This is a genomic window from Frankia sp. R82, from assembly GCF_023716925.1.
GTDB lineage: Bacteria > Actinomycetota > Actinomycetes > Frankiales > Frankiaceae > Frankia.
In genome coordinates this window covers 1-13,536 of record NZ_JAMQQG010000289.1, presented here as the reverse complement: position 1 = coordinate 13,536, position 13,536 = coordinate 1, and the positions used below count along the sequence as shown (strand labels likewise).

Sequence of the window (13,536 nt, the reverse complement as noted above, 5' to 3'; positions counted from 1 at the left end):
CGACCGCCCGGCGGGGGAGTCCGCCGAGTTCCGGCCACCAGCGGCTGAACCGCACCTGGGCCGGGCCGGGGGCCGGACAGGGGTCTGGACGGGAGCGCGGCTGCGGACGTGGACAGTCGCATCCGGTGACCGTGGTCCGCTGCCGGGGTCGAGGCAAGGGGACGGACCGGGCGCGATAGCGTGACCGCATGCGGTTGGTGATCGCTCGGTGCAGCGTCGACTATGTCGGGCGGCTCACCGCCCATCTGCCGAGCGCGGTGCGGCTCGTACTGGTCAAGGCGGACGGTTCGGTGTCCATCCATGCGGACGGCCGGGCCTACAAGCCGTTGAACTGGATGAGCCCACCCTGCGTCATCGCCGAGGAGCCGGGCGTGTGGCGGGTGACCAACAAGGCGTCCGAGCAGCTCGTCATCAACCTCGAGGAAGTACTGCACGACTCCACCCACGAGCTGGGTATCGACCCGGGCCTGCGCAAGGACGGCGTCGAGGCGCACCTACAGGTCCTGCTCGCCGACCGTCCGGACGCGATCGCCCCCGGGCTGACCCTGGTGCGTCGGGAGTACGAGACCGGCATCGGCCCGGTCGACCTGCTCTGCCGGGACAGCGACGGCTCCACGGTCGCGGTCGAGATCAAGCGCAAGGGCGAGATCGACGGCGTCGAGCAGCTCACCCGCTACCTCGTCCGTCTGCGCGACGACCCGGCCCTGCCGCGCCCGGTGCGGGGCATCCTCGCCGCCCAGTCGATCACCCCCCAGGCCCGTCTGCTGGCCGCCGACCGCGGCCTGAGCTGCGCCGTCGTCGACTACGACGAGCTGCGCGGCCTCGAGCCGTCCATTCCCACCCTGTTCTGACCCGCCGCTGACCGTCCCATGGTCCCCGTCATGGTTGCGGAAAGGGGCGTTTCGCTTCTCTTTCACGGTGAGTCTGTGGGTTGACTGCGCACACCGCAGTCCGCCCCCCGAGTCCGCTGTTCCGGTCGCGCCGTTACAGAACGTGATCCTGGTTGGTGGGTGAGCCTGCGTTGCCGACCAACAGGCCGGTGAAGTCTTCAGCGGGCAGACAGGGCGGTTCCGCGGAACCGCGCGGGGACGGCGGCGGTGCCGCCCCCGCCCCCGCGCGGGTGATCGTCGGGCCGGGTCGGGGGTGGGCTGGGAGGATCGGCGGGTCCGCGGTATCACCTTCGGTAACGGGGGACGTGGCATGGCCGAGATGTCGTTGACGGGACGGCCGATCGCCGTCGTGGGGCTGGGCACGATGGGCGCGGGGATCGCCGAGGCGCTCGCCCGGGCGGGCTTCACGGTGATCGGCATCGAGCGGGACGAGGACGCCCTGCGCCGCGGCCGCGAGCGACTGGCGCGCTCACGCGAGCGGGCCGCGGCGCAGGGTCGCCCTGGCACCGCCGAACACACCTCGGCCGAACACACCTCGGCCGGGCACGACGCCGCCGGACGTGTGGCCGCCGGCCACGATGCCGTGGTCGCTCGGCTGCAGCTTGGCACCGATCCCGCGGCGATCGCCTCCGCGAGGGTGACCGGGCCGTCCAGCGGGTGCGAGGTGCCGGCCGGCTGCGGGCTGGTCATCGAGGCGGTCGAGGAACGGATGGACGTCAAGGCGGCGCTGCTCGCCCGGCTGGACGGGATCTGTCCGCCGGACACGGTGCTGGCCACCAACACCAGCTCGCTGTCGGTGCTGGAGCTCGCCGCCGGAACGGGCCGGCCGCAGCGCGTCCTCGGGATGCACTGGTTCAACCCGGCGCCGGTGATGCGGCTGGTCGAGGTGGTGCGCACGGTCGTGACCGATCCCGACGCGCTGGACCTGGTGGTCGGGGTGGCCCGGGCGGCCGGCAAGACGCCGGTCGTCGCCGCGGACCGGGCCGGGTTCATCGCGAACGCCCTGCTGTTCGGCTACCTCAACGACGCGGTGCGGATGGCCGAGGCCCGCTTCGCCACCGCGGCCGACATCGATGCCGCGATGCGCCTGGGCTGTGGGCATCCGATGGGACCGCTCGCCCTGCTCGACCTGATCGGGCTGGACACGGCGCGCGAGATCCTCGCCTCGATGTACGCCCGGACCGGCGACCACCGCCACGCGCCGGCGCCGCTGCTCGGCCAGCTCGTCGCCGCCGGCCTGCTGGGACGCAAGTCCGGTCGGGGCTTCCACACCTACCCACACTCCGCCGGCCGCGGGCAGTCCACGCCGGGATCGTCCACGCCGGGATCGTCCACGCCGGGCTCGGGGCCGTCCACGGTCGAGGAATCAGACTCGACGCCGGCCGGGCCGGTGCGGGTGTGCGGGGTGGTCGGCAGCGGCACGATGGCGTTGGGGATCACGCAGGTCCTGCTGCGGAGCGGACATGAGGTGGTGGTGCGGGCGCGGCGCTGCGAACCGGCCGATCCCGGCTCGGCCGGTGGGGTGCGGGGACGCCTGGACGCGGCGCTGTCCGCCGCCGTCGCCCGCGGACGATGCTCGGAGGCCGACCGGGTGGCCGCGCTCGGCCGGCTGCGCACGACGACCGATCTGGGGGAGCTCGGCGACTGCGACGTGCTGCTCGAGGCAGTGGTCGAGGACCTGGCGGTCAAGCGAGCCCTGTTCACCGATCTGGACAAGGTGGCCCGACCCGGGGCGGTGCTGGCGACGACCACCTCGTCGCTACCGGTCATCGAGTGTGCCACGGCAACCGGCCGTCCCGAGGACGTCGTGGGCATGCACTGGTTCAACCCGGCGCCCGCGATGCGCCTGGTCGAGGTGGTGCCGACCGTGCTGACCGGGACTGCGGCGACCGACACCGTGCTGGCGCTGGCCCGGGCCGCCGGTCAGCACCCGGTGCGCTGCGGCGACCGGGCGGGTTTCATCGTCAACGCCCTACTGTTCCCGTATCTGGGTGACGCGATCCGGATGGTGGCCGCGCACTACGCCACGATCGAGGACATCGACACGGCGATGACCCTCGGGTGTGCCCATCCGATGGGCCCGTTTGCCCTCGCCGACGTGGTCGGGCTGGACGTCACCCTGGCCATCACCCGGTCGCTGTACGAGCAGTTCCACGAGCCGGGCCTCGCGCCCGCGCCGCTGCTCGAGCAGCTGGTCCGGGCGGGCTTTCTCGGTCGCAAGGCAGGACGCGGCTTCCGCGAGCACCGTCGGCACTGAGCGCTGCGCACCACGCCCTCCGAGGCCACCGGAAGGCCCCCGACCGGTGGGTGGAAAGCCGAGGAGATCCGGCAGCGCGCACTAGAATGTGGCCGGTTGACCGGATGCCCCGGTTGGGGCCGCGGCCCGGCGTGCACTGTGCCTCGGTGTGCACTGTGGCCCGGTGTGCGTTGTGGCCCGGTGTGCGTTGCGGCCCGGCAGGTGGGTAACCGATCTGCAGGTGACCCGTTGGCGGGTGCCTCGGACCGGCGGACAGCCCGGCTCGCAGACAGCTCGGCTCGCAGATGGAGGTGACGCGGCGGCGATGGCCACGCTAGACAGGGATGCCCTGCGAACCTTTGGTCGGGAGGTCGTGACGTTCCTGCCCGACCTGGTCATCATGTTGCGTCGGGTGGTCGCCGATCCGCGGGTGCCGCACTCGGCGAAGGTGGAGGCCGCGGCGGCGCTGGCCTATCTCGCGTCCCCGAAGAACCGGCTGACGAACATGATTCCCGTGGTCGGTCAGCTCGATGACGTGGCGATCGTGGCGTTCGCGTTCCGCCGGCTGGTGGTCGGCGCCGGAGAGCCGATTCTGCGGGAGCACTGGCGCGGGAGCGAACGCGGTTTCCAGGTGCTCATCGGTGCCTCCGCGGCGCTGGCGAGCCCCGCGGGAGCGGTACGCAAGGCGAAGGTGGCCCGTTCCCTGGTCGTCGCCGGCATCGACCGGGTCCGTCCGGGTGGCTCCCGGCAGGGCGCGGCGGCGGGAGACCAGCCGCGCATCGTCGACGGTGAGGTCGTGAGCCGAGCGGACTGGGTGGCCGACTCCAGTGAACCCACCGTGGCCGGTGGAAGCGGCGGCTCGGGGTCCGGCTCCCGGCGGCCGTGGCGGGACCGCGGCCACGACCGGTCGGGTCCGTCAGGTGGAACCACACGCTCGTGACCCGCGGGGCGCGGCGTGGCGGGGGCGCACAGCGGCGGCGATCCGGGCGCGGGCAGCGCAGCGGCGGGCACAGGGCTGGCGGCGAGCACAGGGCTGGCGGCGAGCACAGGGCTGGCGGCAAGCACGACACGGACGGTAGGCACGGCGCCGGGCCGCGGGCGGGCGTGTGGTGGTTCTCGGATCCGGTGGTGCGGTTGCGCGACGGGGAATGGACCGTCCGCGCGCTCAGCGGGGCGGCGTCGGTGAAGGTCTACCGGTGTCCTGGCTGTGATCACGAGATCCGGCCCGGCACACCGCATGTGGTCGTGTGGCAGTCCGAGCGGGTCGACGACCGCCGACACTGGCACCGCGGCTGCTGGGAGCGCCGTTGCCGCGCGTCCCGACCACGGCCGGACCAGGCAGGCTGACGGCCACCTCAGGCAGGCTGACGCCCGGCCGCGGGGCTGACCGAACCCGAACAGCGCTCACGTCCGTATGGCCCGACCGCGCAGCATCCGAGCGAAGGCAACGCGGCCGGCGGTGCAGCGGGCGCGGTCAGACTCCGCGACCGCTGACGCCGGCGGGGGCCGGCAGGGCAGCCGGCTCGGCAGGCAGCGCCTTGCGGTCGTCCATCGGGGCGGCCTCGATCGAGGCGATCGAGGCGCTGGCGGCGGTCAGCTTGTCGCGCAGCGCACCGAGCTGGGTCGTCACCTGGTCGCGCAGGGCGGCGAGCTGGGTGGTGACCTGCTCGCGCTGGCGCTCGAGGTCACCGAGGCGACGCTTGGACTCGTCCTCGGCCGCGGCGGCGGTCGAGCGGGCGATGTCCACGATCCGCTCGGCTTCGGCGCGGGCCGTCGAGACGATCGAGGCGGCCTGCTCGTCGGCGTCGCGCAGGGTCTTCTCCCGCGCGGCCTCGGCCTCGGTGACGATCCGCCGGGCCTCCTCGAGCCGGGCCTCGGCCTCCCGGGTTCGCTCGGCGCGGACGGTGGCGGCCTCCTCCTCGGCGAGCTGGAGGATCTGGGTGACCCGGCCGCCGAACTCCTCCCAGGCGGGACGGTTGGCGGCCAGGTCGTCACGCACCCGGGCTGCCTCGCTCGCTGCCTCCGACGCCGCGGCCTCGGCTGCCGCCCGGTGCGCCTCGGCCTCGTGGAGCTGCTCGGTCAGCCAGTTCACATGGTGGGTGACCTGGTTGGGGTCGTAGCCACGACGCACCAGGTCGAACGCGGGGGTCCCGCCGGACTCGCCGGCCATCGGGATGAGATCGGTGTGTTCGGTCATAGGACCTCAGCATCTCAGACCGTTCGGCGGAGCGTGAGGCCAGCCGGTGTTTGGGACCGTCGCGAATTCCACGGCTACACGCCGCGGAACCGGTTGATTGCCCTCAGGTGGCGGGCGCGCAGCTGTTCGTCCCGGACGCCAAGGCCTTCCGCCGGCGCCAGGCACAGCACGCCGACCTTGCCCTGATGGGTGTTGCGGTGCACGTCCCGGGTGGCCTGGCCGGTTTCGGTCAGCGGGTACACCCGGGAGAGGGTCGGATGGATCATCCCCCGGCAGACCAGCCGATTGGCCTCCCAGGCCTCCCGGTAGTTCGCGAAATGTGTACCGACGACCCGCTTGAGATGCATCCACAGGTAACGATTGTCGAACTCATGTTGAAATCCGCTTGTTGACGCGCAGGTGACGATCGTCCCGCCGCGTCGGGCGACATAGACGGAGGCGCCGAAGGTCTCCCGGCCGGGGTGCTCGAAGACGATGTCCGGATCCTCGCCGCCGGTGAGCTCGCGGATGCGGCGGCCGAACCGCTGCCACTCGGACGGATCCTGGGTGTGCTCGTCGCGCCAGAACCGGTAGCCCTCGGCGGCGCGGTCGATGACCAGCTCCGCGCCGAGCGATCGGCACAGCCGTGCCTTCCCCGGTGAGGAGACCACACAGACCGGAATCGCGCCGCCATGCAGCGCGAGCTGGGTGGCGTACGACCCGAGGCCGCCCGAGGCGCCCCAGATCAGCACGACGTCACCCTGCTTCATCGCCGCGCCGTTGGTGGAGACCAGCTGCCGGTAGGCGGTCGAGTTGACCAGCCCGGGGGCCGCGGCCTCCTCCCAGGTGAGATGGGTGGGTTTGGGCATGAGTTGGTTGGCCTTGACGAGGGCCAGCTCGGCCAGGCCACCGAAGTTCGTCTCGAAACCCCAGATCCGCTGCTCCGGATCCAGCATCGTGTCGTTGTGCCCATCCGCGTGTTCGAGCTCGACCGACAGGCAGTGCGCCACCACCTCGTCCCCCGGGGACCAGACGTGCACCCCGGGTCCTGTCCGCAGCACGACTCCGGCCAGATCGGACCCCACCACGTGGTAAGGCTGGTCATGGCGGGCCGCAAGCGCGGACGTCCGCCCATAGCGGGACAGGAAGCCGAAGGTCGGTACGGGTTCGAAGATCGATGTCCAGACAGTGTTGTAGTTCACGGAGGAGGCCATGACCGCGACGAGTGCCTCGCCGGGGCCGAGTTCGGGCGTGGGCACCTCGTCGATGTGCAGCGAACGGCGCGGGTCCTTCTCCCGCGTGGGCAGCCCGTCGAACATCGCCGTCTCGTCCCGTCGTACCACCACCGCGCGGTACGACTCGGGCACTGTGAACTGGGCGAACTCGGCATGGCGGGCAGCCGATGGCGGGAGTGCGGCGATGATCGCTTCGACGATGTCCTTCACGGTCGGCCTCCAGCGGCGGGTGGGCGGTCCTGGGGGCCCCGCGGTGGCGGGGTCCGGTGGCGGTACGACGGGCGGTGGCAGGAGGTTGGGGGTGTCTGTTTGGCACGCGACGCGATAGAACGATTCGGACAACCCGAGCAGACTTCGGGGCAACTTCCAGGGCCTGGCCGGCGTCCAACGTGGCGTGACCGCGCCCATGACTGTCGTAGAAGGGTGGCGGCCCGTGCCTGCGCGGAGCGACGCCGCCCGTAGCGAGGTCGCGCGGGACGCGGACGCCGCCCTGACCGCCCTGTACTCCGAGCACTACCGGTCACTCGTGCGCCTCGCCGCGCTGCTGCTGGACGACATCGGCCTGTGCGAGGAGGTCGTCCAGGACGCCTACATCCGCGTTCACGCGGCCTGGGGGCGCCTGCAGGACCGGGACAAGGCCTTGGCCTACCTCCGGCAGACGGTCGTCAATCTCGCACGTTCCACGCTGCGTCGTCGACTCGTCGCTCTCAAGCATGCCCCGAAGCCGATGCCCGATGCCGCCAGCGCGGAGGAGGGGGCCTACTCTCTGGTGGAGCGGGCCGCCGTCATCCAGGCACTGCGCGAGCTGCCGCGGCGGCAGCGAGAGGCGGTCGTCCTGCGTTACTACGCCGACATGTCCGAGGCGGACGCGGCGGCGGTGATGGGCTGCAGCGTCGGCTCGGTGAAGGCCTACACCTCTCGGGGACTGTCCGCCCTGAGCGGGAAGCTGGAGGGTCTGCGGTGAGCGCGCTGGAACCGGACGAGCTCACCCGGCTGCTCAGCGAGGCGGTCGAGCCGATCCGGCCCTCGGCGGAGGCCTATCGGCAGATCCGGGCCGGTATCGACCGCCGCCGTCGGTGGCGGCTGCCGGCGCTCACCCTCGGCGGGATGGTGATGGCGGCACTGATCGCGCTGGCCGTGGTCGCGATCCGGCCAAGTCCGTCCAACCAGGTCGTCGAGCCCGCGGCGCCCCCGGTGATGCCCAGCACCTACTCCGATCCGACCCAGGCCGGTGCCGGGCCCAGCCATACCGGCTCCGGTTCGTCGGGCGGCGGTGGCCACTCGTCCACGCGCGGCACGGGCGCGGGTACCGGTTCGGGCACCACCACACCGTCCAGTCCGTCGACCCTGCGGCCGTCCTCGCCGGTGACCGAATCGCCGACGGTGACGACCACGCCCCCCTCGCCGTCGTCCTCGGCGAATCCCGGGGTGAACAGCCCGCCGCTGCCCACCCCGGTCGCCAGGCCCGCGGGGTCGGGCGACATCGACGGTGACGGCCGGGCCGACGACATCTCGGCGGACGGCAGCACGGTCAAGGTGGCGTTCTCCCGGGACTCGACGGTCGCGCGGGTGGCGCTGGCGGAGATCTCCGTGCCGCTGACCACCACCGTCGTCGACATCGACGGTGACGGCTTCGGCGAGCTGCTGGTGCAGACCGCCGACTCCGGCGGCACGAAGAGCTACGCACTGCTGCACTACATCGGCCTGGACACCCTCGTCCCGGTCGCCCTGCCGACCGGGCTCACCCTGACGTCGGGCGTGCGCGGCAACGCCGCCAACGGTTTCCGCTGCGGCGGTCACGACCTCGAGATCAGCGCCGGGACCTCCAGTGACGGCAGTGCTTTCTCCGTCACCACCACGGCACTGACCCTAAGCAGGGACGGCCTGACCGCCACCGGTACCCCGGCCTCGAGCACCGTGCGTCTGCCGTCGGACCCCTCCCCCTTCACCCCGGCCTGCGGTTCCCTGTCCTGACGGGCCCGGTCCTGACCGGCTCGGTCCTGACGGGCCCGGTCTGACCGGTGCTGTCCGGACGGCGCGACCCGGGCACCGCAAGCAAGATCACGTTATCGTGGTGTCCACGGGAACGACCGTGGTGTCCCGGGACATGACGGGTCCAGGGCGGCTCGGACCAGTGGGACGATGAGGAGGCGGGCATGCCGGGTTCCGTGATCGTGGGCGGTGCGCGGACACCGATCGGAAAGCTCTCGGGGGCGCTGAAGGGCTTCACCGCGGCGCAGCTCGGTGGGATCGCCATCCGCGGTGCGCTGGAACGGGCCGGGCTCACGGGCGACCAGATCGACTACGTGATCCTGGGGCACGCCATCCAGGCCGGCGCGGGCCCGATGGCCTCCCGGCAGGCGGCCGTCGAGGCGGGCATCCCGATGCAGGTACCTGCCATCACGATCAACAAGCTGTGCCTGTCCGGGCTGGACGCGATCGCCCTGGCCGACACCTACATCGCCGCGGGCGAGTTCGACCTGGTCGTCGCCGGCGGAATGGAGTCGATGACCGCGGCACCGCATCTGGTCCGCTCCCTGCGCGCCGGGGTGAAGTACGGGGACTCGGCGCTGACCGACTCGATCGACGCTGACGCGCTGCTCTGCGCGTTCGACCAGGTCTCGATGGGCGCCAGCACCGACCGGCACAACGGGCGGCTGTCCATCAGCCGCGCCGAGCAGGACGAGGTCGCCGCCCGCTCGCACCAGCGGGCCGCCGCGGCCGCCAAGAACGGCCTGTTCGATGACGAGATCGTCCCGGTGACCGTGCCCCAGCGGCGCGGCGAACCTCTTGTGATCAGCGCGGACGAGGGGGTGCGTGCCGACACCACCGCCGAGTCGCTCGCCCGGCTGCGCCCGGCCTTCGGCAAGGACGGCACGATCACCGCCGGCTCCGCCTCCCAGCTGTCCGACGGCGCCGCCGCGGTCATCGTGGCCAGCCGGGCCAAGGCCGAGGAGCTCGGCCTGCCGATCCTCGCCGAGGTCGGCCAGCACGGCTTCGTCGCCGGCCCCGACGCCACCCTGCACTCGCAGCCGTCGAACGCGATCGCCGCGGCGCTGGCCAAGGAGGGCCTCACCCCGGCCGACCTCGACCTCGTCGAGATCAACGAGGCGTTCGCCGCCGTGTCGGTCCAGTCGGTGCGCGAACTCGGCCTCAACCCCGACATCGTCAACGTCAACGGCGGCGCGATCGCGATCGGTCACCCGCTCGGCGCCTCCGGAGCGCGCATCGCCCTCACCCTGATCAGGGAGCTGGCCCGCCGCGGTGGCGGTCTCGGCGCGGTCGGCCTGTGCGGCGGCGGCGGCCAGGGCGACGCCCTCGTCCTGCGCGTCCCGGCGGTCTGACCGCGTCCGGTCCAGCCCCCGCCCGTCCCGCCGCCCCCGACCCGGTGGACGGCCGGCAGTTCGATGTCGAGGTGACGGGACTCGTCGCGGCCGCGGTCGGGGGTGACCGGCGGGCGGTGGCGCGGCTGCTGTCGTGGGCGGAGAACGCCCCGTCCCGCTGGCCGGCCCTCGGCGCGGCGCTGGCCCCGCATACCGGCTCGGCCGAGATCATCGGTCTGACCGGCCCGCCCGGCGTCGGCAAGTCGACGGCCACGGCCGCGCTCGCCCGGGCCTACCGGGCGGCCGGGCGGCGGGTGGGCGTCGTCGCGGTGGACCCGTCCTCGCCGGTCACCGGCGGCGCGCTGCTCGGCGACCGGATCCGGATGGCCGAGCTCGCCGGCGATCCGGGGATCTTCGTGCGGTCCCTGGCCAGCCGCGGCCACCTCGGTGGCCTGGCGCTGGCCACCGCTCAGGCCCTGCGGGTGCTCGATGCCGCCGGGTTCGACCCGCTGCTCGTGGAGACCGTCGGCGTCGGCCAGGCCGAGGCCGACATCGTCGCCCTCGCGGACACCACCTGCCTGCTGCTCGCCCCCGGAGCGGGCGACGGCGTGCAGGCGGTCAAGGCCGGCCTGCTCGAGGTCGCGGACATCCTCGTCGTCAACAAGATCGACCAGCCGGGTGCCGGCCGCACCGTGGCCGACCTGACCGCCATGCTCCGACTGCGGGTGGACGCCGGTGCGTCGGCCCCTCCGGGGGTGGTCCGGCTGGCCGCGGCGCAGGGCGAGGGGATCGACACCCTGGTCGAGCGGATCGCCGCCCATCGCCGGGGGCTCGCCGCGACCGGTGAGCTCGAGCACCGTCGGGTCGCCCGGGCCGCCGCCGAGATCCGAGCGCTCGCCCTGGCCGCCCTGCGCGCCCGCTTGGCCGCCGCCGAACAGCAGGTCGACCTCGACTCCCTGGCCCGGGCCGTCGCCGCGGGCACGGCCGACCCCGCAAGCGCGGCCGATCGCCTGCTCGCTGCCCTCACCTGAGGGCGCTCCAGCCCCCTGGGGGCGCTCCAGCCCCCTCTGGGGGGCCGGGTCAGCGGTGGGCCGGGACGGTGGCGCTCAGCGCGGTGGTGGCGGCGGTGAGGCTCGCGGGGACAAACGGAAGGTCGAGGACGTCGACGGCACCGGCCCGGCGCAGCCGGGTGCGCTCGTGGGCGTCGGTGTCCTCCGCGAGCACGAACGCGGGGACGGCGCTGCCGGTCGGGTCCGCCGCCAGCTGGGCGAGCAGCTCCGGCGCGGACGCGTCGGGAAGCTCCCGATCCATCAGGACGAACGCCGGCCGGGCCCGCCGGACCGCATCCAGCGCGAGCCCGGCCCGGGGCACGGTGACCGTGTCGGCGCCGAGGACGTCGGCCAGGACCTTCGCGACCGCGGAGCGTACCGCGGGATCGCCGCTGACGTGCACCACCCGCAGATCGTCGGACGGTGACCGCCGCCCGCCGGCACCGGGGGCGAGTGCGGCCGCCGCACCGCTGTACCCGTTCGTGGCCCCGCCCGGCCCGCTCGCGCCGGAGCCGGACGAACCGTTCCCGGTGCGGCCCGGCCAGGCATCGCCGCCGTAGCCGCCGTAGCCGGAATAGCCCTCACCGCTGCCGTAGCTGCCGGAACCCCCGTAGCCGTTCGAGGCGCCATAGCCGTGCGAGGCGCCATAGCCGTTCGAGGCGCTGTAGCCGTTGGAGGGACCGCCGTAGGGCTGGTCGAAACCGTCGTCATCGTCGGCGTCGGGATCCTCGAACCGCATGTCGACGGCGTCCAGGACGACGGCGAACACGCTGCCGACGCCGTGGCGGCTGGCCACGGTCAGCACGCCGCCCATCGCCGTCACCAGGGCGTGGGACAGGGCGAGGCCGAGCCCGCTGCCCTCGATGCCGCTGCGTTCGGCACCGAGGCGTTCGAACGGGCGGAACAGGCGGTCGATCGCGCGGGGGGACAGGCCGACCCCGTCGTCCTCGACCTCGATGCGGATCCGCGAGCCGGTGATCGGGACGATGCCGACCCGCACACAGCCACCCTCCCGGCCGTACTTCAGCGCGTTGCCGACCAGGTTCAGCAGGACCTGCCAGAGTCGGCGGCGGTCCGCGTCGGCGATGAGCGGCTCGGCCGGATGGATCACCCGGCGGATGCTGCGCGGCGCGGCCAGCGGCTCGACCAGCTCCACCACGCCCCTGACGATGTCGAGGACGTTCACCGGCCCCTTGCTGATGTCGCCGCGGCCGGCGCGCAACCGGGCGAGGTCGAGCACATCGTCGATGAGTGCCTGCATGTGCCGGCCGCCGGTGATGATGCGCTCGACGTCGTCGTGCAGGTCGGGAGCGAGCGGCTCCAGCTCGAGAAGCTGGGCGAAGCCGAGCATCGCGTTCAGCGGGGTGCGCAGCTCGTGGCCGAGCCGGGCGATCAGCTCGTCCTTGGCCCGCGACTCGTTCTCGGCGACCTCCCGGGCCCGGCTGTCGCTGGTGTCCCGGGCGATGATGACCAGCCCGTCCGCGGGATCACGGCGCACGGTGACGTGGTGTGGAACGGTGGCCCCGGAGCTGGTGACCAGCCCGACCGAACCACGCCACTGATCGCTGTGGGCGAGCCCGGCGGTGACCGCCTCGACCAGGGCCACCCGGAACGCCGGGTCCACCACCTCGAGCAGATCGGTGACCTGCGGGCCCCGCGGTACCCGGTCGGCCAGGAACGCGCGGGCGGCTGCACCCATGTCGGTGACATGGCCGTCCGCGCCGACGACCACCGCAAGGTCCGTCAGCGCGTCGAGCAGCGTGCGTGGCCCCACCTACGCCTCGTTATCCGTCTTCGTCCACCCCACGGCGGGCAATGGTAGGGCGTGTCGCCAGGCCCTGTTGTCCCGGGTTTGCGCAATCGCCCGTTCGGTGTGCCACCCGTGACTTCTGGTGACATGTCGACAGCTTACCGGCCGCCCGGATTTGTCACGGTAGCAGGCGGGTGTCGGGCCTCCGGAGACGCCGGTAGGTCTGTGTGTGGGCAAGGCCCGCCGCCGTCGGGCCGGCGGTGTGGCCATGGCTCGTCCACGGTCGGGCGTGATAGGTGTGCTTCATGCTGGTTGCCTTCAGTGTCACGCCCATCGGAGCCGGCGAGGGCGTCGCCGAGCTGGTCGCCGAGGCGGTCCGCGTCGTGCGCGCCAGCGGCCTGCCGCACGAGACGAACGCGATGTTCACCACCGTCGAGGGTGAGTGGGACGAGGTCATGGAGGTCGTCCGCCGCGCGACCGAGGCCGTCTCGGCCCACGCGGGCCGGGTGAGCCTCGTGCTCAAGGCCGACCTGCGGGCCGGTGTGGACGACGCGCTGCACAGCAAGGTGGCCAGCATCGAACGCATCCTCACCGCCGAGGACGAGTAGACCACACCCTCGCGGATGGTCAGGGTGAGCGCCTGCGCAGCCCCGGACCGGGGCGGGCCGGGCATCGGGCTCGAACTGGCCGCCGCCGGCACCTCCGTGGACGCGCGGCGGATGTCACGATGGAGGCATGCAACGTAGGCCACCAGTTCCATCCGGAGTGCCGCGGGGCGCGGGAGGCCCGGGACGACCCGGGCGACTGCCCGACAGCCTCGGCGGCCTGCGCCTCGCCGGCGCCGTCCCCCTCGACCCCAAGCCGGCCGCCCCGCCCC

12 protein-coding genes and 1 pseudogene are annotated in these 13,536 nt (G+C 73.1%); 10 read left to right on the top strand and 3 right to left on the bottom strand.

Annotated elements, in window-relative coordinates:
• Positions 1 to 188 precede the first annotated feature (188 nt).
• The 4 genes from nucS to ND747_RS30215 all read left to right on the top strand — a co-directional run bounded on the left by nucS (position 189) and on the right by ND747_RS30215 (position 4,473).
• Positions 189 to 851, top strand: coding sequence for an endonuclease NucS (nucS, locus tag ND747_RS22295; RefSeq protein WP_251736067.1), 663 nt, complete (start codon positions 189 to 191; stop codon positions 849 to 851).
• A 349-nt stretch (positions 852 to 1,200) separates the two neighbouring features.
• Complete coding sequence (locus tag ND747_RS22290; RefSeq protein WP_251736065.1) at positions 1,201 to 3,147, top strand: 3-hydroxyacyl-CoA dehydrogenase family protein; 1,947 nt, start codon at positions 1,201 to 1,203, stop codon at positions 3,145 to 3,147.
• Positions 3,148 to 3,451: 304 nt separating this feature from the next.
• Complete coding sequence (locus ND747_RS22285; protein WP_251736063.1) at positions 3,452 to 4,066, top strand: YkvA family protein; 615 nt, start codon at positions 3,452 to 3,454, stop codon at positions 4,064 to 4,066.
• Between the two features lie 164 nt (positions 4,067 to 4,230).
• Positions 4,231 to 4,473, top strand: a complete 243-nt coding sequence (locus tag ND747_RS30215; RefSeq protein WP_251736061.1) for a hypothetical protein — start codon at positions 4,231 to 4,233, stop codon at positions 4,471 to 4,473.
• A gap of 127 nt (positions 4,474 to 4,600) precedes the next feature.
• On the opposite strand, the gene ND747_RS22275 is transcribed toward ND747_RS30215, so the two are convergent.
• Complete coding sequence (locus ND747_RS22275) at positions 4,601 to 5,323, bottom strand: sugar-binding protein (RefSeq protein ID WP_251736059.1); 723 nt, start codon at positions 5,321 to 5,323, stop codon at positions 4,601 to 4,603.
• A gap of 74 nt (positions 5,324 to 5,397) precedes the next feature.
• Complete coding sequence (gene ccrA, locus ND747_RS22270; protein ID WP_251736058.1) at positions 5,398 to 6,747, bottom strand: crotonyl-CoA carboxylase/reductase; 1,350 nt, start codon at positions 6,745 to 6,747, stop codon at positions 5,398 to 5,400.
• A 196-nt stretch (positions 6,748 to 6,943) separates the two neighbouring features.
• Between ccrA and ND747_RS22265 the strand changes: the two genes are divergently transcribed.
• The 4 genes from ND747_RS22265 (at position 6,944) to meaB (ending at position 10,891) form a co-directional block, all read left to right on the top strand.
• Complete coding sequence (locus ND747_RS22265; RefSeq protein WP_285900941.1) at positions 6,944 to 7,501, top strand: SigE family RNA polymerase sigma factor; 558 nt, start codon at positions 6,944 to 6,946, stop codon at positions 7,499 to 7,501.
• A complete protein-coding gene (locus ND747_RS22260) occupies positions 7,498 to 8,511 on the top strand; it encodes a VCBS repeat-containing protein (protein ID WP_251736054.1) in 1,014 nt (337 codons plus the stop codon). The genes ND747_RS22265 and ND747_RS22260 overlap by 4 nt, the downstream gene beginning before the upstream one ends.
• Before the next feature lie 182 nt (positions 8,512 to 8,693).
• Entirely contained in the window at positions 8,694 to 9,881 is a 1,188-nt protein-coding gene (locus tag ND747_RS22255) for an acetyl-CoA C-acetyltransferase (protein WP_251736053.1), read from the top strand.
• A gap of 71 nt (positions 9,882 to 9,952) precedes the next feature.
• Positions 9,953 to 10,891 carry a methylmalonyl Co-A mutase-associated GTPase MeaB gene (gene meaB / locus ND747_RS22250; RefSeq protein ID WP_251736052.1) on the top strand — a complete coding sequence of 313 codons (939 nt, stop codon included), beginning with the start codon at positions 9,953 to 9,955 and terminating at the stop codon, positions 10,889 to 10,891.
• A 49-nt stretch (positions 10,892 to 10,940) separates the two neighbouring features.
• Here the strand turns inward: meaB and ND747_RS22245 are convergent, their stop codons facing one another.
• Positions 10,941 to 12,683: a hybrid sensor histidine kinase/response regulator gene (locus tag ND747_RS22245; protein WP_251736051.1), complete on the bottom strand. Its 1,743-nt coding sequence runs from the start codon at positions 12,681 to 12,683 to the stop codon at positions 10,941 to 10,943.
• A gap of 281 nt (positions 12,684 to 12,964) precedes the next feature.
• Here ND747_RS22245 and ND747_RS22240 point away from each other — a divergent pair, with 281 nt between their 5' ends.
• Both ND747_RS22240 and ND747_RS30210 read left to right on the top strand, forming a co-directional pair.
• Positions 12,965 to 13,267, top strand: a complete 303-nt coding sequence (locus ND747_RS22240; protein ID WP_251736050.1) for an MTH1187 family thiamine-binding protein — start codon at positions 12,965 to 12,967, stop codon at positions 13,265 to 13,267.
• A gap of 127 nt (positions 13,268 to 13,394) precedes the next feature.
• Positions 13,395 to 13,536: pseudogene (locus tag ND747_RS30210) on the top strand (co-chaperone YbbN); the annotation flags it as partial.